This is a genomic window from Marinobacterium sediminicola, assembly GCF_022343685.1.
Classification (GTDB): domain Bacteria; phylum Pseudomonadota; class Gammaproteobacteria; order Pseudomonadales; family Balneatricaceae; genus Marinobacterium; species Marinobacterium sediminicola.
On record NZ_CP092123.1, the window covers coordinates 408,174 to 426,067 of the forward strand.

Annotated in this window: 17 protein-coding genes; 16 read left to right on the forward strand and 1 reads right to left on the reverse strand. The window is 58.7% G+C overall.

Translation table 11 applies throughout. The annotated features are described in order from the left end of the window. The 16 genes from trmD to parE all read left to right on the forward strand — a co-directional run bounded on the left by trmD (position 1) and on the right by parE (position 15,625). A complete protein-coding gene (trmD, locus tag LN244_RS01920) occupies positions 1–759 on the forward strand; it encodes a tRNA (guanosine(37)-N1)-methyltransferase TrmD (protein ID WP_239041178.1) in 759 nt (252 codons plus the stop codon). A 9-nt stretch (positions 760–768) separates the two neighbouring features. Next, complete coding sequence (gene rplS / locus LN244_RS01925; RefSeq protein WP_239041179.1) at positions 769–1,125, forward strand: 50S ribosomal protein L19; 357 nt, start codon at positions 769–771, stop codon at positions 1,123–1,125. Positions 1,126–1,262: 137 nt separating this feature from the next. After that, the gene (locus LN244_RS01930; protein WP_239041180.1) at positions 1,263–2,636 is read left to right on the forward strand and encodes a hypothetical protein; all 1,374 of its coding nucleotides are present in this window, start codon (positions 1,263–1,265) and stop codon (positions 2,634–2,636) included. Next, positions 2,633–3,562, forward strand: a complete 930-nt coding sequence (gene xerD / locus LN244_RS01935; RefSeq protein ID WP_239041181.1) for a site-specific tyrosine recombinase XerD — start codon at positions 2,633–2,635, stop codon at positions 3,560–3,562. The genes LN244_RS01930 and xerD overlap by 4 nt, the downstream gene beginning before the upstream one ends. 58 nt (positions 3,563–3,620) lie before the next feature. Then, positions 3,621–4,355 carry a DsbC family protein gene (locus LN244_RS01940; protein ID WP_239041182.1) on the forward strand — a complete coding sequence of 245 codons (735 nt, stop codon included), beginning with the start codon at positions 3,621–3,623 and terminating at the stop codon, positions 4,353–4,355. Between the two features lie 146 nt (positions 4,356–4,501). Continuing rightward, positions 4,502–5,803, forward strand: coding sequence for a homoserine dehydrogenase (locus LN244_RS01945; RefSeq protein ID WP_239041183.1), 1,302 nt, complete (start codon positions 4,502–4,504; stop codon positions 5,801–5,803). Positions 5,804–5,814: 11 nt separating this feature from the next. Next, positions 5,815–7,209, forward strand: coding sequence for a threonine synthase (thrC, locus tag LN244_RS01950; RefSeq protein WP_239041184.1), 1,395 nt, complete (start codon positions 5,815–5,817; stop codon positions 7,207–7,209). 104 nt (positions 7,210–7,313) lie between these two features. Continuing rightward, complete coding sequence (recJ, locus tag LN244_RS01955) at positions 7,314–9,047, forward strand: single-stranded-DNA-specific exonuclease RecJ (RefSeq protein WP_239041185.1); 1,734 nt, start codon at positions 7,314–7,316, stop codon at positions 9,045–9,047. A gap of 109 nt (positions 9,048–9,156) precedes the next feature. After that, positions 9,157–9,336, forward strand: a complete 180-nt coding sequence (locus LN244_RS01960; RefSeq protein ID WP_239041186.1) for a hypothetical protein — start codon at positions 9,157–9,159, stop codon at positions 9,334–9,336. A gap of 9 nt (positions 9,337–9,345) precedes the next feature. After that, complete coding sequence (gene nfo / locus LN244_RS01965; RefSeq protein WP_239041187.1) at positions 9,346–10,191, forward strand: deoxyribonuclease IV; 846 nt, start codon at positions 9,346–9,348, stop codon at positions 10,189–10,191. Between the two features lie 72 nt (positions 10,192–10,263). Next, on the forward strand, positions 10,264–11,124 hold the full coding sequence (locus tag LN244_RS01970; RefSeq protein WP_239041188.1) for an EAL domain-containing protein: 861 nt from the start codon (positions 10,264–10,266) through the stop codon (positions 11,122–11,124). A 103-nt stretch (positions 11,125–11,227) separates the two neighbouring features. Then, positions 11,228–11,860 (forward strand): NUDIX domain-containing protein, encoded by a 633-nt coding sequence (locus LN244_RS01975; RefSeq protein ID WP_239041189.1) that lies wholly within the window; start codon positions 11,228–11,230, stop codon positions 11,858–11,860. Continuing rightward, complete coding sequence (locus tag LN244_RS01980; RefSeq protein ID WP_239041190.1) at positions 11,850–12,293, forward strand: DUF1249 domain-containing protein; 444 nt, start codon at positions 11,850–11,852, stop codon at positions 12,291–12,293. The genes LN244_RS01975 and LN244_RS01980 overlap by 11 nt, the downstream gene beginning before the upstream one ends. After that, positions 12,290–13,096 (forward strand): metallophosphoesterase, encoded by an 807-nt coding sequence (locus LN244_RS01985; protein ID WP_239041191.1) that lies wholly within the window; start codon positions 12,290–12,292, stop codon positions 13,094–13,096. Before LN244_RS01980 ends, LN244_RS01985 begins: the two co-directional genes overlap by 4 nt. Further along, complete coding sequence (locus LN244_RS01990; RefSeq protein WP_239041192.1) at positions 13,093–13,716, forward strand: YqiA/YcfP family alpha/beta fold hydrolase; 624 nt, start codon at positions 13,093–13,095, stop codon at positions 13,714–13,716. The genes LN244_RS01985 and LN244_RS01990 overlap by 4 nt, the downstream gene beginning before the upstream one ends. A 13-nt stretch (positions 13,717–13,729) precedes the next feature. After that, entirely contained in the window at positions 13,730–15,625 is a 1,896-nt protein-coding gene (parE, locus tag LN244_RS01995) for a DNA topoisomerase IV subunit B (protein WP_239041193.1), read from the forward strand. Positions 15,626–15,709: 84 nt separating this feature from the next. On the opposite strand, the gene LN244_RS02000 is transcribed toward parE, so the two are convergent. Then, the gene (locus tag LN244_RS02000; protein ID WP_239041194.1) at positions 15,710–17,809 is read right to left on the reverse strand and encodes a hypothetical protein; all 2,100 of its coding nucleotides are present in this window, start codon (positions 17,807–17,809) and stop codon (positions 15,710–15,712) included. Positions 17,810–17,894 lie beyond the last annotated feature (85 nt).

Here is a 17,894-nt window from a genome sequence, read left to right on the forward strand (position 1 = left end):
ATGTGGTTCGGGATCGTCAGCCTGTTCCCGGAGATGTTCGAAGCGGTTACCCGCTATGGCGTCACCGGACGGGCAGTACGCAACGGCCTGATTGATGTGGAGTGCTGGAATCCCCGCGACTTCACTCATGATCGTCATCGCACGGTGGATGATCGTCCCTACGGGGGTGGTCCCGGCATGTTGATGAAGGTACAGCCACTGCGGGATGCGATCGATGCTGCCAGAACGGCCGCAGGCGAGGGTGCTCGGGTGATTTATCTGTCACCGCAAGGGCGTCGTCTGGATCAGGTCGGGGTATGCGAGCTGGCGGCAAACGACAAGTTGATTCTGGTAGCCGGGCGCTACGAAGGGATCGATGAGCGTTTGTTGCAGAGTGAAGTCGATGAAGAGTGGTCACTGGGAGATTTCGTTCTCAGTGGTGGCGAGTTGCCGGCGATGGTGATGATCGATGCCGTGGCACGAATGGTGCCCGGAGTTCTCGGGCATCAGGATTCGGCGGTGGAAGACTCATTCTTCGAAGGCTTGCTCGACTGTCCGCACTACACCCGTCCCGAGGAGCTGAACGGCCAGCGGGTGCCGGCGGTATTGCTCAGTGGCAATCATGCCGAGATCCGTCGCTGGCGCCTGAAACAGCAACTGGGGCGAACCTGGGAGCGGCGACCGGACCTGTTGGAGAAGATCGATTTGAACCCGGAACAGCAGACGTTGTTAAGCGAATATATCCGCGAGGCCCGGGCGGCCGGCGGGAGCAATATCTAGGAGCGAGCAATGAGCAACAAGAGCCTGATTATTCAGCAGATCGAAGCTGAACAGATGAGCAAAGAAGTCCCGGCTTTTGCACCGGGCGACACCGTAGTAGTACAGGTACGCGTAGTAGAAGGCACCCGTAGCCGTCTGCAGGCGTTCGAAGGCGTAGTGCTGGGCAAGCGTAACCGCGGCCTGAACTCTGCTTTCACCGTACGCAAGATCTCCCACGGCGTGGGCGTTGAGCGTACTTTCCAGACTTACAGCCCGACCGTTGAACAGATCGAAGTGAAGCGTCGTGGTGATGTGCGTCAGGCTAAGCTGTACTACCTGCGTGAGCGTAGCGGCAAGTCTGCACGTATCAAAGAGAAGCTCGGCTAAGGTCAAACCTTGTCAGCTTAAGAAAAAGGCAGCCCAGGTGGCTGCCTTTTTTGTTGATCTGGATACTCGCCATTTGAGGGTTCAGCTCCTAGAATTGGTCGTTCTGAATAGCAACTGAATGGAACGCGGGGTGTTGCATGCGCAAGCTGGGATCATTGCTTGGAATACTGGTGCTGGCAACGGCAGCGGCATACGGCGTGTATTGGTATCAGGTCAAAAGCAAGGTTGATGAGCTGGTACAGCAGCTTTCACCTTTTGCCAGCATTCAATATGGCGCCATCTATGCGCACCCTGACGGTACTGTAGGCGTCAACGCACTGAGTATTGCGCCTCATCAGGTTCATTCACCGGTTGAGATTGAGCAGGTTCGCGTTCAGGCCGGTGGTCCGCTTGCGTTGATCTTCGGTGCGGATGAGCCTCCGGCAGAGCTTTTTGTCAGTCTCAAGCGGGTGGAACAAAGTCTTGAGTCCGCACTTTTCCATGATCTGCAAAAACAGATGGACCTGGCGCGTGAGTCCAACCCTCTGTATGTCAGTCCAGCGGCCTTGGGCTGTGGATCCATCCGGCAGTTCGATGTCAGTACGACGCGAATGATGGGCTACCGTGACCTGGTCATGGATCTGGACTTGCATTACCAGGGCGATGAAAATGCGCGCAAGATCCGTTTTGAAGCACAGGTGGATATCGACAAGATGGGTGATACCCGTCTGGAAATGGTGTTCAGTGCTGACCCTGCCCAGCTCAAGAACCCTATGATGGCCACTGGCAGTGCGCGCCTGGAAAAGCTGAGTGTCGATTATCGTGATCGCGGCTATAACCAGCGTCAGGTGAACCTCTGTGCCCGTGAGGCTGAAATGCGCCCAGCAGATTATCGCGCTCACCACCTTGAACTGTTCAAGCGCTGGCTCTACACCAATGGTATTGAACTGCCGGCCGGATGGCTGGAAGCCTATGCCGACTTCCAGCAGGAAGGTTCTTCCTTTACCCTCTCGATGAATCCGGTAGGAGGCTTCGGCTCAGCCGAGTTGATGATGATGCAGGATCCTCGCTACCTGATCGAAAAGCTGAATCCGAGCGTCAAGGTGAATGATGCCCCGTTGAACCTCGACGGCGTCAAGTGGGATGAACTTGTCATGCAGTTCGCCCTCGCCGGCAGCGGCAGTCGTGTAGCACGTGAGAGTGAGCAGGTGTCTGTTGAGCAGCCGGCAGAAGTTATGGAGGTGCCGGTTGAAAGCCGAGTGGAGACTGCTGCAGTTGGCCGTCTTGAGGAGCCTGCACGACCGGCTATTCAGAAACCGGTTGCCAAGCGCTTCCGTGAAACACCGGTCGAGCAGCTTGGGGATCATATCGGGGCGAATGTGCGTATCTTTACCTACTTTGGTAACGATGTCGAAGGCCGTCTGGTGGCAGTTGAGCAGCACGGTGTCCGTGTACTCCAGCGTCTGGAGCAGGGGATGGCCGAATACCCGCTTGATTACAAGCGTATTGAGCAGGTTGAGGTTTATCGTTGAGTCATGATCGACGCTGTACGACCCGGTCGCCTCAGGCGACCGATGTCGAACTGATCGAATCCTGGATCAATGTGCTCTGGCTGGAAAAGGGCTTGAGTGAAAATTCTCAGTCATCCTATCGTCGTGATCTGCGCCAGTATGCACTTTGGCTGAATCAGCGGCAGCTTGGCCTCTTGCATGCCGGGCGCTCGGAGCTTCAGCACTACCTCAACTGGCGGCTCGAACAGCAACTCAAAAGCAGCTCGACTTCCAGGCTGCTTTCCTGTCTGCGCGGTTTCTACCGCTATCTGTTACGTGAGGGACGGATCAGTACTGACCCCACGCTCAACCTGGATAACCCGCGTACCGGGCGGCCGTTGCCTAAAACGCTGACCGAGCAGGATGTCGAGACTCTGCTGGCCGCTCCGGATACTTCGGATGTGCTCGGGCTGAGGGATCGCACCATGCTGGAAGTGCTTTATGCCACAGGCCTGCGGGTCAGTGAACTGATTGCTCTGCAGTTGGAGCAGATCAATCAGCGCATCGGCGTCATTCGTGTGATCGGTAAGGGTAATAAAGAGCGCCTGGTCCCGGTTGGGGATGAGGCCCTTTACTGGGTTCAACGCTACCTCAAAGAAGCGCGGCCAATGCTGGTCCGAGATATGCGCGAAGAGGCACTCTTTCTGAGTCAGCGTGGGCAGATGATGACACGGCAGACTTTCTGGTATCGTGTCAAACGCTATGCGATTGAAAGTGGAGTTGATAAGCCGCTGTCACCGCATGTGCTGCGCCATGCGTTTGCAACACATTTGCTGAATCACGGCGCCGATTTGCGTGTGGTGCAGATGTTGCTGGGGCACAGCGACCTGTCAACCACCCAGATCTATACCCACGTGGCCAGTCATCGTCTGCAGTCGCTGCACCGTGAACATCATCCGCGTGGCTAGGAACTAAAACGGCTTGAGCAGATCACAGCCGTATAACCTGTTTTTAATTGAGGCTCTCATGCGATCTACCACCCTGACATCAGCCATGATGCTGGTCCTGACAGGTTCTGTCTGGGCCGCTGAAAGTGCAGAAGAAAATATCCGCCAGCAACTGAGTCAGGTCGACAGTCGACTGCAGGTGCAGAGTGTTCAGCCGGCTCCGGTTGCCGGGCTTTATGAAGTTATGCTCAGCAGTGGCGAAACCCTCTATGCCGACATGAAGGGGGAGTATCTGCTGGCGGGCCAGCTGTTCAAGGTGGATCAGGAGCAGGGGCTGGTCAACCTGACCGAGCAGAAGCGAAATCTGGCGCGTCTGGAAGCAATGCAGGCGCTGGATGAGGCTGATATGGTGGTATACAAGCCAACCGGCGAGGTTAAGGCCACCTTGCATGTGTTTACCGATGTGGACTGCCCTTACTGCCGCAAGCTGCATGAGGAAGTACCGGCATTGAACAAGATGGGAGTGCAGGTCAATTACCTGGCTTTTCCGCGTGGTGGTCCCGGTTCCCCTGCCCATCTGAAAATGCAGACCATCTGGTGCGGCACAGAGGCTCAGCGTCGTGAGCGTATGGATGCGATCAAGGGTGGCGAGCGTCTGGACAACGAAAGCTGTGAAAACCCGGTACTGGACCAGTATGTACTGGGGCAGACGCTGGGCGTGACCGGTACACCTGCGCTGATCACCGATGATGGAACACTGCTGCCGGGCTACATGCCGGCGGCACGATTGCAGCAGATTCTCAAGCTGAACTGAGCGCGACCGGATCGGAGCCGGGCGACCAGTCATGACAAAGGCGGGCATACATAGTGTATGACCCGCCTTTTCGCTATAATGGAGCCCATTTTTTGACCGCCGGCCGGCGGTGACTGATCTGACCGAACTATCTGCGAGGTGTTGGCTTGAAACCTGTAAAAGTAGGGATCTGTGGTCTGGGGACCGTTGGTGGCGGTACCTTCAATGTCCTGACGCGAAATGCAGAGGAGATTTCCCGGCGTGCCGGGCGCCATATCGTGATTGAACAGATTGCGACGCGCCGTGACAACCCCGCCTGCGATACCAGCGGCATGCAGACAACCACGGATATCTTTGAGGTGGCAACCAACCCCGAGATCGACATCGTCGTGGAACTGATCGGCGGCTACGACACCGCACGTGATCTGGTCATGACCGCCATCGAAAACGGCAAGCATGTGGTCACTGCCAACAAGGCGCTGATCGCCGTGCACGGCAACGAAATCTTCGAAGCCGCGCAGGAAAAAAACGTCATGGTTGCATTCGAGGCTTCCGTGGCAGGTGGTATTCCGATCATCAAGGCGATCCGTGAAGGTCTGGCGGCAAACCAGATCAACTGGCTGGCCGGCATCATCAACGGTACCGGCAACTTCATCATGACCGAGATGCGCGAGAAGGGTCGCGAGTTTGCTGATGTGTTGCAGGAAGCTCAGGCACTGGGTTATGCGGAAGCCGATCCGACCTTCGATGTCGAAGGGATTGATGCTGCGCACAAGCTGACCATCCTGTCTTCGCTGGCATTCGGTATCCCGCTGCAGTTCAGCAAGGGTTACACCGAAGGCATCAGCAAGATCACTCCGCAGGATATCCAGTACGCGGAAGAACTGGGTTACCGCGTCAAGCATCTGGGCATCACCCGTCGTACCGACAAGGGGATCGAGCTGCGTGTTCACCCCACGCTGATTCCCAGGGAAGTGCTGCTGGCCAATGTGAACGGCGTTATGAATGCGGTGCTGGTGGATGGCGATGCCGTTGGCCAGACCATGTACTACGGCCCGGGTGCCGGTGCCGAAGCGACCGCCTCTGCCGTGGTGGCGGATATCGTGGATGTGGTCCGTACCCTGACCGCCGATCGCGACAACCGTGTGCCGCACCTGGCGTTCCAGCCGTCCGAACTGTCCGATGCGCCGGTGCTGCCGGTGGAAGAAACCACCAGCGCCTACTACCTGCGCCTGCAGGCCGTTGAGCGTCCCGGGGTGCTGGCCCATGTGACCCGTATTCTGGGTGAGAAGGGCATCAATATCGAAGCGATCATCCAGAAACAGACCACCGAGGCTCAGGTGCCGGTGATCATGCTGACTCAGCGAGTGGAAGAGCGGATGATGAACGAAGCGATCCGCGAGATCGAAGCGTTGCCGGACATTCTCGGCGAAATCGTTCGCATCCGTGTCGAGCTGCTGGCTGATTGAGGAATACAGGAATGAACTACATCTCTACCCGCGGCCAGGCGCCGAAACTGAAATTTGCCGATGTGCTCCTGGCCGGTCTGGCCAGCGACGGTGGTTTGTATGTGCCGGAAGAGCTGCCGACTTTTTCCCAGGACGAGATCGCTTCCTGGGCCGGGCTGTCCTATGCCGAACTGGCATTCAAGGTGATCAAGCCGTTTGTGGCTGACTGCATCAGCGAAACCGACCTCAAGCGCATGGTGGATGAGACCTATGCCGGTTTCAACCACAGCGCCGTGGCGCCGCTGAAAGAGCTGGGAACCAATGAGTGGGTACTGGAGCTGTTCCACGGCCCGACCCTGGCGTTCAAGGACTTCGCGCTGCAGCTGCTGGGCCGCCTGATGGATCATGTATTGGCCGAGCGCGGCGAGCGTCTGGTGATCATGGGTGCCACCTCCGGTGACACCGGCTCCGCTGCGATCGAAGGCTGCCGTCACTCCGAGCATCTGGATATCTTCATCCTGCACCCCTATCAGCGTGTCTCCGAAGTTCAGCGTCGCCAGATGACCACCATTCTGGAAGACAATGTGTTCAATATCGCGCTGGAAGGCAACTTCGACGACTGCCAGCAGATGGTCAAGGACAGCTTTGCCGATCAGGGGTTCCTGAAGGGCATGAAGCTGGGTGCGGTGAACTCGATCAACTGGGCGCGCATCATGTCCCAGATCGTTTACTACTTCTCTGCGGCGCTGGCCGTGGGCGGTCCGCACCGTCCGGTGTCCTTCTCCGTGCCGACCGGCAATTTCGGTGACATCTTCGCCGGTTACCTGGCCAAGCAGATGGGTCTGCCGATCGAGCAGCTGGTGGTGGCCACCAACCGCAATGACATTCTGCACCGCGTGATCAGTGGCAACGACATGTCCAAAGGCGATCTGGTCCATACCCTGTCCCCGTCCATGGATATCATGGTCAGCTCCAACTTCGAGCGTCTGCTGTTCGATGTCTACGGCCGTGACGGTGCAGCCATCGACGATCTGATGGCACGCTTCAAGACCGAATCCGTACAGCTGGACCCGGCGCAGTGGGACAAGGTCCGTGAGGTGTTCGACAGCTACGCAGTTAACGACGATACCACCTGCGAAGTGATCAAGGATGTGCATGCCGAGACCGGCTACCTGCTTGATCCGCACACCGCTATTGGCGTCAAGGCGGCGCGTGAATGCTGGCGCGACAAGTCAGTGCCGATGATCACGCTGGCCACTGCTCACCCGGTCAAATTCCCGGAGCCGGTGGTCAAGGCTGGTCTGGAATCGCCGCAGCTGCCGGCGCACATGGCTGACCTGTTCGAGCGTGAAGAGCGATACGAAGTGCTGGCCAACGACCTGTCTCAGGTGCAGAGCTTTATCGCCGGTCACGTTCACCGCGACTGATCACTGACGGCTGAGTCCGTTCCGGCGGGCCTGCTTTCTGCAGGTCCGCCATGCTTGTCCTGTTTTTTCCGCCTTTGCCCCTTGTCGTTGCTGGACTGTCCTGCATGAGCGTATCCGATCCGATCATCGAACAACGGCCACTCCAGGTCGATCCCGCCCACCCTAATCTGAGCGCGCTCGATCCCGTGCTGGCCCGCATTTACGCCGCGCGTGGTATCGATGATCCCGAGCAACTGGGGCGTCGTTTGCAGGAACTGCTGCCGGATAGCCAGATGAAAGGGGTTCCTGCGGCAGTGGAGCGTTTGCTGGTCGCATTCGAGCAGCGCCAGAAAATACTCATCGTCGGTGACTTCGATTGTGATGGTGCCACCAGTACCAGTGTGGCAGTACTGGGGTTACGCATGCTGGGCGTGGCCGAGGTGGACTATCTCGTGCCCAACCGCTTCGAGTACGGCTATGGCCTCAGTCCCGAAATTGTTGAGGTCGCGGCAAAAAGCCAGCCGGATCTGGTGATTACCGTGGATAACGGCATCTCCAGCATTGAGGGGGTGGCGCGCGCCAAGGCGCTGGGCATTGACGTGATCGTTACCGATCATCACTTGGCCGGGGCCGAGCTGCCCGAGGCCTGTGCCATCGTCAACCCCAACCAGCCGGGCTGCGATTTTATTGCCAAGTCCACCTGCGGTGTGGGCGTGATTTTCTATGTGCTGATTGCGCTGCGCCGCGCCCTGAATGAACGTGGCTGGTTCAACGGTCAGCCGCCCAATCTGGCGGCCCTGCTGGATCTGGTCGCGCTGGGCACGGTAGCGGACGTGGTACCGCTGGAGCGCAACAACCGCGCGCTGGTGTGGCAGGGGCTGCAGCGTATCCGTGCCGGTCAGGCGCGGCCCGGCTTGCTGGCGCTGATCGAAGTGTCCGGCCGTCGTCGTGACCGCATCGTTGCCAGTGACCTGGGCTTTGCCATCGCACCAAGGCTGAATGCCGCCGGACGTCTGGAAGACATGTCGATCGGCATCGAATGTCTGCTGGAAGAGAACTACGACCGCGCACTGTCGATGGCCCGTGAACTGGATGAGCTCAATCGAGAGCGCCGCGGTATTGAGCAGGAAATGCAGCAGCAGGCACTGGAGCTGCTGGGACAGCTGAGCCTGAATGATCAGGAGCTGCCGTTTGGCCTGTGTCTGTATGACGAATACTGGCATCAGGGCGTGATAGGCATTCTGGCCTCGCGCATCAAGGAGCGGGTGCACCGACCGGTGATCGCCTTCGCCCCCGGTGACGAGGGCGAGATCAAGGGTTCGGCGCGTTCGATCAACGGTTTTCATATCCGTGACGGCCTCGATGCCGTGGCGGCCAGGCATCCGGGCCTGCTGAAGAAGTTCGGTGGTCATGCCATGGCAGCCGGTCTGACCATCGCCGCCGATGATCTGGCGGCCTTCAGCGATGCCTTCGATGCCGAAGTGCGTCGTCAACTGAACGCCGAAGACCTGACCCAACGCATCCTCACCGATGGCGAGTTGCCGGAAACAGCGTTCAGCATGGAACTGGCAGAAGCGTTGCGCAACGCGGGTCCCTGGGGGCATCAGTTCCCCGAGCCGCTGTTCGAGGGCCGCTTCCACCTGCTGCAGCAGCGCATCGTCGGCCAGCGCCACCTCAAGCTGGTGGTGATGCCCGAAGGCGGCACCCTAGCGCTGGATGCCATCGCTTTCAATGTGGATACGCTGGTGTGGCCGGATGAGTCGGTACAGAAGGTGCGCCTGGTGTACCGGCTGGACGTGAATGAATTTCGTGGCCAACGCAGTCTGCAGCTGATGGTGGACTGGATCGGCACGGACTGAGTCTGGTTAAATTCTGTATACGGTGTCGTTTGGTCTGCTGTTAGGCTAGGATACGCGCCCCGTTTTGATTGCCCATTAGACCGGCCGGAAGCTGGCCGAGGAGTACCTCATGCATGAACTGACTTTGGAAGAATTGACCGCACTGCTGAGCGTGTTTGACCGTGCCGGCGATACTGTGGATGCCGTTGAAGCCGATCTTCTGAACCGTCTCAAAACTGCCCATGCCGAGCGCAGCGAGCTGGAAAGCATGGATTTTGATGACTGCCTCGGTGGTGCCTGCAAGCTGTAAGAGGTTGTCATGTACTATATCGGAGCTCATGTCAGCGCTTCGGGCGGGGTTGAAAATGCCCCGCTGAACGCCGCCAGAATCGGTGCCAACGCCTTTGCCCTGTTTACCAAGAATCAGCGTCGCTGGGATGCCAAACCGCTGACCAGCAAAAGCATCAAGGCATTCAAGGCCAACTGCGAGCGGCTGGGTTTTTCAGCGGATCAGATCCTGCCGCATGACAGCTACCTGATCAACCTGGGTCACCCGGAAACAGACGCTCTGGAAAAATCCCGCGTGGCTTTTCTGGACGAGATGCAACGCTGTGAACAGCTCGGGCTCAAGTTGCTCAACTTCCACCCCGGTAGCCATCTGCGCAAGGTGGATGAAGCAACCTGCCTGAGCACCATCGCTGAGTCGATCAACCTGGCGCTGGCCGAGACTGAAAACGTTGTCGCCGTGATCGAAAATACCGCTGGTCAAGGCTCCAATCTGGGCTTTCGCTTTGAGCAGCTGGCCGCGATCATCGAGCAGGTCGATGACAAGTCCCGTGTGGGGGTCTGTCTCGATACCTGTCACACCTTTGCCGCGGGCTATGACCTGCGTACACCCGAAGCCTGTGAGCATACCTTCGCCGAGTTTGAGCGTATCGTCGGGTTCGAGTACCTGCGGGGGATGCACCTGAACGACTCCAAGGGAGCGCTGGAAAGCCGTATTGACCGCCACCACAGCCTGGGGCAGGGTGAAATCGGCTGGGCGCCTTTCGAATACATCATGAAAGATCCCCGCTTTGAAGGTATTCCGCTGGTACTGGAGACCATCGAGCCGGAGATCTGGGCTGATGAGATCCAGCAGCTGCGGGCGCTGGCGGCTGCCTGAGACCTGTCATACCCCTGTCACGGAGGCGGCCTAGACTCGCTCTGTTTTTTTAGCAGCAGGTGTGAGTGCGGTATGCAGCTGGCATGGGTCAACAACGGTAGTCATCAGGCAGCGTCTCTCGAGGGCGCCTTGTCAGAGCAGAGCGAGCTGGAACGGATTCTCCGTGAGGAACTGCTTTATCCTCATTTTCAGCCGATCATGTGTCTTGAGACCGGCTCGTTGCTGGGCCATGAAGCCCTGATTCGTGGCCCCTGGAACAGTCCGCTGCACTCGCCCGCAGCACTGTTCCGGGTGGCGATCAAGCAAGGCTGTCAGCTGGAGCTTGAGCTGTTGTGTCGCAAGCTGACCTTGCAGCAGTTCGCCCGTTTGGGGCTCGAGGGTGTTCTTTTCCTTAACGTGACCGCCTCCCTGCTCAGTTCTCCTGACCATCAGCGTGGGTTTACCCGCGATCTGCTGCATCAGCTCGGTATCCCTGTCGAAAATATCGTCATCGAATTATCGGAGCAGCACCCCTTCGATCAACATGGGCTGACGCGTGCCGCTGTCGACCACTATCGCAGCATGGGATTTCGCATCGCTATCGATGACTTGGGCAGTGGCTACTCGGGACTTAAGCTCTGGTCGGAATTGCAGCCGGAGTTCGTCAAAATCGACAAGCATTTCATCCGGGGATTGCACCGTGATCCGGTGAAGCGCGAGTTTGTCCGCTCCATCAGCCAGATCGGCCGAAGTCTGGGCTGCTGCATTCTGGCAGAAGGATTGGAGGATGAAGCCGAGCTGCATAGCCTGCAGGCTCTGGGAGTGGAACTGGGGCAGGGGTTCCTGCTGGGACGGCCTGAACTGCACCCCCGCCCCTTGCTGACACCCGAGCAGTTGCGTCCCTCATTGGCCTGTCGGGCACGCCGATTCCTGCGTCGTCGCTGGTACGGCTGAGCCTGCTGCCGACAGTTGCTGTCCCTCGCCTGACCCCAATTGGGGTCTATTGCCTTGCAGTGGTATAGTCGCGTTTTGATTCAAGCGTGTCGAGGTTACCCCCATGTCCACTGCCTGGAGTCCCGTCTTCGATGAGCGTGATGTTCGTCTGGAACAGGACGAGCCGCTGTATAACGGCTTTTTCCGCCTGCATCGACTGACCTTGAGCCATCCCCGCTTTGAGGGCGGACGGGTGCGCATTCAACGCGAAATTCTGGACCGTGGCGATGCGGTGTGTGTGTTGCTGTATGACCCTGTGGCGGACACAGTGGTGTTGGTGGAGCAGTTTCGTGCCGGCGCACTGGGTAAGCTCGATAGTCCCTGGCTGCTGGAGCTGGTCGCCGGTATGGTGGAAGAAGGGGAATCCGCTGAAGCGGTGGCGAGGCGTGAAAGCGTTGAAGAGGCCGGCATCGAACTGGGACCGGTCTTTCCGATAACCGGCTATTTGCCCAGCCCCGGGGGCTGTGACGAGTGGATCGATCTGGTCTGTGCGCTGATCGATTCCAGCGGGGCGGGCGGTGTCCATGGTCTCGACAGTGAGGGTGAGGATATCAAGGTGCATGTGATTGACGCTGCCGATGCCTTCGCCCTGGTGCGTGACCATAAATTGAGCAACGCAGCGGCGATCATTGCCCTGCAGTGGCTGGAACTGAACCATGGACGGCTGCAAACAATGCGGGTGTCCGATGAAACGTAAATATGTGCCTGACCTGAAACGGCAAATGGCTCAGGGTGAAGCCAACTATCTGCGACTGATCAAGCTGTTGCCGGATCTGGACCACTGTGACCAGCGTGAATTTCAGGTGGTCATCGACAATCAGCGCGCACGGGTGCGTCTTGAAGTGGACGAGCGCTTTGCCTATACCACCAGTGTGGTGGTTTCCCAGCAGCATGAAAATGCGTCTGTCTGGCTGGAAGCACCCAAGCTGGTCGTTCGCCTCTACCATGATGCGCGTGTGGCTGAAGTGATCTGCACCCGCCAGCGTCGTCAGCTGTCCGGCGTCTACCCTTACCCCAACCAGCAGATGCACCAGCCGGATGAGAAAGCCCAGCTTAATGCCTTTCTGGGGGAATGGCTCAGTCACTGTCTGGCCCACGGCCAGCTGATGGAGGAGGTGTTTGCCGAGTGAGACTGCGCCTGCTTCAGTTGAGTGATTGTCACCTGCAGGCCCGTGCCGGCGAAGCCTTTCGTGGCCGGGACGCCGATTGCACACTGGCGGCACTGGTGGCCGAGCTGTCCCGCATGCCTGCGTTCGACCATCTGCTGCTTACCGGCGATCTCACTCACCACGCAGGCGTGGATGCTTACCGGCGATTGCTGTCGCTTATTGCGCCCTTGGCCGGTGAGCCTCATTGGCTCCCGGGTAACCATGATGAGTGGAATGCGATGCAGGCGGCTGATCCCGAACGTGTGCTGGGGCGCAAGCAGGTCAAGCTAAGTGGTGACTGGACCTTGCTGCAGCTCGATACCACAGCCTTTCCCGATGGTCGCGGCAGTGGCTCGCTCTCCAGGAGGGAGCTGGAATGGTTGCAGCAAACCCTGAGCCTGCTCAAGGATCAGCACGTTCTGTTGGCGCTGCACCACAACCCGGTGGCGACCGGCAGTCGTTGGCAGGATGCTATCCGGCTGGGTAATCCTCAGGTGCTGGAGGTCATTGTTGAACAGGCACCTCAGGTGAAGGGGCTGATCTGTGGACATCTGCATCAGGCTCAGCAGCTGAATTTTGCCGGTCGTCCCCTGTGGAGTGCTCCGTCCACGGTGGTGCAGTTTGCGGCCGGCTGTGATGACTTTACGCTGGAAAGTGACCCATCCATTTCGACCCCGGGGTGTCGTTGGTACGAGCTGCACGCAGACGGTCGCATCGATGCCCATCTACTGCACCTGTCCACAACGCCCGAGTGCACATCTGGTGAAGAGGCTTGCCCTGCATGAGCGAATCGCTGATCATCTATGTCCATGGTTTCAACAGCTCACCTCAATCCTGGAAAGCGCGGCAATTACAGGCGCATATGGATGCACTGGGGCTGGGGCATCGATTGAAGGTGCCCAAGTTGTCGCATTGGCCAGAGGAGGCGATCCGTCAGTTGCAAGCTGAGATTGAAGCCGCCGACGGCCCGGTGACGCTGGTCGGCAGTTCTCTGGGTGGATATTACAGCCATTGGCTGGTGGAGCAGATCCCGGGCGTGCGCGCAGTCATGGTGAACCCGGCGGTTTATCCCTATCGTCTGCTGGAAGCCTGGCTGGGAGACAATACCAATCTCTACACCGATGAACATTACGAGCTCACACCTGAGCACCTTGCCCAGCTGAAGGCCCTGGCCTGTCCGCTGCAGGCAGATCCATCGCGCTATCTGCTGCTGGTGCAGACGGCGGATGAAACACTCGATTACCGCGAAGCGGTGGAACATTATGCCGCCTGTGCGCAGTTCGTACAGCCGGGTGGCAGTCATGGATTTGAACAGTTCGAGGCGCTGATTCCGGCGGTGCTGGCGTTTGCGGAGGGCAGGATAGATCTGCCCGAACCCACGCCTCTGCCGGCCGTCTCTCTCTGAACAGGAAGACCTGATGTCGAAGCAATACAACGCCGAAGCGATAGAAGTTCTCAGTGGCCTGGACCCGGTGCGCCGTCGCCCTGGCATGTACACCGAAACCGACCGTCCTAACCACCTGGCACAGGAAGTGATCGACAACTCGGTGGACGAGGCGCTGGCCGGTCATGCCAAACAGATCGACGTCTGCCTGCATGAAGACGGGTCTTTGAGCGTGTCGGATGACGGCCGCGGCATGCCGGTGGATATCCATCCTGAGCAGGGTGTAAGCGGTGTGGAACTGATCCTCACCAAGCTGCATGCGGGGGGCAAGTTCAATAACGACAACTATAACTATTCCGGCGGTTTGCACGGGGTCGGGGTGTCGGTGGTGAACGCCCTGTCCAAGTTGCTCAATGTCGAAATCAAGCGTGACGGTCAGGTGTACAGGATCGGCTTTGCCGATGGCGACAAGGTGTCCGAGCTGGAAGTGATCGGAACCTGTGGCAAGCGCAATACCGGCACCCAGGTGCGATTCCTGCCGGATCCCAAGTACTTCGACAGCCCCAAGTTCAGCGTGTCCCGGCTCAAGCATAACCTGCGTGCCAAGGCCGTACTCTGTCCTGGCCTCAAGGTTACCTTCACCGACCTCAGCGGCGGCAAGAAGGAGCAGGAAGAGTGGTATTACGAAGATGGCCTGGTCGCTTATCTGCGTGGTACCACTCAGGTCTATGAAACCCTGCCGGCGGAGCCGTTCAGTGGCAGCCTTCAGGGTGAGGAAGATGCCGTCGAATGGGCGGTACAGTGGCTGGTTGAAGGTGGCGAGGTGACTGCCGAGAGTTACGTCAACCTGATTCCCACGGCTCAGGGAGGCACTCACGTTAACGGTATGCGCACCGGGCTGCTGGATGCCATGCGCGAGTTCTGCGAGTTTCGCAACCTGCTGCCGCGTGGCGTCAAGCTGAGCCCCGATGACATCTGGGACCGCTGCTGTTACATCCTGTCGGCGAAAATGCGTGATCCCCAGTTCGCCGGTCAGACCAAGGAACGTCTGTCGTCCCGTCAGATCGCGGCCTTTATTTCCGGCGCCATCAAGGACGCCTTCTCACTCTGGCTCAATCGCCATGTGGAGGAGGGCGAGAAGCTGGCCGAGCTGGTCATTGCCAGTGCCCAGCGTCGCATGCGCGCCGGTCGCAAGGTGGTACGCAAGAAAGTGACTCAGGGGCCGGCTCTGCCGGGCAAACTGGCAGACTGTTCCGGTGCTGACGCCAGCCAGTCCGAGTTGTTCCTCGTGGAAGGTGATTCTGCCGGCGGTTCCGCCAAGCAGGCGCGAAACCGTGAGTTTCAGGCGATCATGCCGTTGCGCGGCAAGATTCTCAACTCCTGGGAGGTTGATCCTGCGGAGGTGCTGGCCTCTCAGGAAATCCATGACATCTCGGTGGCGATCGGTGTTGATCCGGGGTCGGATAAGCTGGACGGTCTGCGTTACAACAAGGTCTGCATTCTGGCTGATGCCGACTCTGACGGTCTGCATATCGCCACGCTGCTGTGTGCACTGTTCGTGCGTCACTTCAAGCCGCTGGTCGCTGCCGGACATATTTATGTGGCCATGCCGCCGCTGTATCGGATCGATTTCGGTAAGGAGGTCTACTATGCCCTCGATGATGCCGAGAAAGATGGCGTTATCGAGCGTATCCGGGCCGAGCGCAAGAATGCCAGGATCGGGGTACAGCGTTTCAAGGGGCTGGGCGAGATGAACCCGCTGCAGCTGCGTGAAACCACCATGTCACCGGATACGCGACGCCTGGTTCAGCTGACTCTGGCGGCAGGGGATGACACCCTGGAGATCATGGATATGCTGCTGGCGAAAAAGCGTTCGCCGGATCGCAAGCGCTGGCTGGAACAGAAGGGCAATCTGGCCGAGGTCATCTGACCTGCATTGAGGCAGGCCATGCAAACAGAAACGCCGGGCAATGCCCGGCGTTTTCGTTACTGCAGCGGAGTCATTAAACCCCTGTCAGGAACGGGGGATATAGTGGAACAGGCTTTCGCGATCGTCGTCGCTGTAGATGCAGCGGAAGCCCTGGTCGGCCGGCAGCAGTATGCACTGGCTGCTAACCAGTTCTTCCGGTTTCCACTCTGCTTCACAGCTGTCACGGCTTTCTGCTTTGGTGGGTTCTACGCTGAACAGGTTGCCCTGCTGTGACCAGGTATATTCGGTGCGATAGAGGTCGCAGCCATCCGCAGCATAGGTATATACACCGGTCTTGTCGGCGCGAATCTCTTCGATCCCCAGGGCTTCACCTCCGGCGCAATCCCAGGTTTGATCCATCAGCGTATACTGGCCGACAGGGTTGATGCCCGCCAGTGCCGTGGTATCCATTTTCATGCTGATATCGGTGCTGACACCCTGGTCAATGATATCCAGCGTGTAGTCCAGGCTGGCGCTCTGGCTGCGCAGCATGTGCGACAGCTGGGCCTGAGCGACGCAGCCGCTTTCGGACAAACCGGCGTTCATCTCGCTGGCGATCATCGGTGGAATGGCATCGATCAGGTCAGCAAAGCGACTGTAGTCGGCAGACAAGTGGGTCAGACCGTTCGGCTCAAGGGATTCTGCCTTGAGCTTGTCGACAGCCTGCTGTGCCTTGTCACCGGCGAATGCGACCAGGTGGTTGCCCTGAACACCGGCCTTGAGGCTCAGGCCCGGCGCAATGAAGGAAAGATCCACATCGGCGAGGCTGCCATCGGTCGGGATCTGTAACTGGCGTCCCATCGGCGACATCGACAGCATGCCCAGCAGCGGTTGGGGATTGCTGGTGGCGATGCTGAACAGGAAGTCATAACTGGACGGGATCGGGTTGTTGCCGTCCAGCTCCAGGTCATACAGTGAGAAGCCGATGCCTTTGGTGCCTTGCACCATACCGGTGAACATGCCCATCATCGCCGGACTGGCGCCGCTCATCTCACGTTGCATGCGACGGACCTGAGGGCAATTCGATTCGGTGGAAGTGAACTTGTTGAACAGGGTCGTGGCGGCCGGGACCAGGTTGTCGATATTCAGACCTGCACCAAAACCCAGAATCTGTCCCTCCGAATGGCGAGTGTGTCCCGGGATGTGGCCACGCAGGGATGACAGAGTTCCGACGACTTCGGCATTGGTCAGTTCCAGTACCGAACGGGTCTGCATCTGCAATACCTTGCCGCTGCTCGTATTGGTGTTGCCAGCGACCAGACGCGGCACCTGACTGATCAGGTCCAGTACTTCTGTGCGGCACGCAGCCTCCATCTCTTCGCCGGGCAGAGGCTTGTTCTGTGATTTGAGCAGCGCGCCCAGATCCTGACCGAAACCGTTACTCTCCGGCTGCAATATGCCTTGTGCCAGGCGCTGGAAGTGCAACAGTGCCAGCATGCTGTCATCGAAGCTGTACGTCTTGCGCAGCTGATCCAGTTCGCCACTGTCAGCCAGTGATCGGGCTGGCTTGGTCAGTGCAAGACGCTGCTGCTGATCGCTGTCCTGGTCCAGGAAATGGAACGCTGTAATGGTGGCTGTGCCGCCACGGACGTTGACGGCAAGGTCCAGCGTCTTGTCGCCTTCCGCGGTCAGCCGCCAGAGCTTGGCGGTTGTGTCACCGATTGTCACTTCGCGCGGCTGTAGTCCGCTGTCGGCTGATGCCTTGTCCAGCACCTGCCAGAAGGCGGCTTCATTGTTCAGACCGAAACGAATGACCGGTACCAGGCCATCCATGTAAATCGCCTGAGGCTTGGTCAGATCAAGGCCGTAGTGCTCTGCCATGTCACCATAGGTGTTGGCATTGCGAATAAAGTCCGCGAACAGAGCGGTGGCAAACAGGCCTTGCGGGGTCTGGCGACGGTTACTGCGCTCCAGTTCGTCGAGCAGCTGCTTGGCCTGGAACTGGGAGTTGGCCATCAGCGGCAGCTTGCGAATATGTTCCATCTGGTCGGCATCGGCTTGACCGCCCACGTAGAGCACCGTGTCGGCCGGCACATAGGCGGTCAATGGCTCGCTGCCGGCAGCTGTGCCGAACCATCCCTGCTGCCATGCCAGCCCCGCACCTGCGGCCGCGACCAAAACACCCGCACCAATCCACTTTTGCATCCTTTTCTCCATCGTACTCGGGTTATGTCATATTGCAGCGACCGCCTTCCGGCTGCCCGTCCGCATATCGGCTCTGAGCATAACA

Coding starts and splice junctions, on each gene's coding strand:
- LN244_RS01975 (WP_239041189.1), top strand. CDS start 11,228: ATGTCCACTGCCTGGAGTCCCGTCTTCGATGAGCGTGATGTTCGTCTG.
- LN244_RS01960 (WP_239041186.1), top strand. CDS start 9,157: ATGCATGAACTGACTTTGGAAGAATTGACCGCACTGCTGAGCGTGTTT.
- rplS (WP_239041179.1), top strand. CDS start 769: ATGAGCAACAAGAGCCTGATTATTCAGCAGATCGAAGCTGAACAGATG.
- LN244_RS01940 (WP_239041182.1), top strand. CDS start 3,621: ATGCGATCTACCACCCTGACATCAGCCATGATGCTGGTCCTGACAGGT.
- recJ (WP_239041185.1), top strand. CDS start 7,314: ATGAGCGTATCCGATCCGATCATCGAACAACGGCCACTCCAGGTCGAT.
- LN244_RS01930 (WP_239041180.1), top strand. CDS start 1,263: ATGCGCAAGCTGGGATCATTGCTTGGAATACTGGTGCTGGCAACGGCA.
- nfo (WP_239041187.1), top strand. CDS start 9,346: ATGTACTATATCGGAGCTCATGTCAGCGCTTCGGGCGGGGTTGAAAAT.
- parE (WP_239041193.1), top strand. CDS start 13,730: ATGTCGAAGCAATACAACGCCGAAGCGATAGAAGTTCTCAGTGGCCTG.
- trmD (WP_239041178.1), top strand. CDS start 1: ATGTGGTTCGGGATCGTCAGCCTGTTCCCGGAGATGTTCGAAGCGGTT.
- LN244_RS01980 (WP_239041190.1), top strand. CDS start 11,850: ATGAAACGTAAATATGTGCCTGACCTGAAACGGCAAATGGCTCAGGGT.
- LN244_RS01990 (WP_239041192.1), top strand. CDS start 13,093: ATGAGCGAATCGCTGATCATCTATGTCCATGGTTTCAACAGCTCACCT.
- thrC (WP_239041184.1), top strand. CDS start 5,815: ATGAACTACATCTCTACCCGCGGCCAGGCGCCGAAACTGAAATTTGCC.
- LN244_RS01970 (WP_239041188.1), top strand. CDS start 10,264: ATGCAGCTGGCATGGGTCAACAACGGTAGTCATCAGGCAGCGTCTCTC.
- LN244_RS02000 (WP_239041194.1), bottom strand. CDS start 17,809: ATGCAAAAGTGGATTGGTGCGGGTGTTTTGGTCGCGGCCGCAGGTGCG.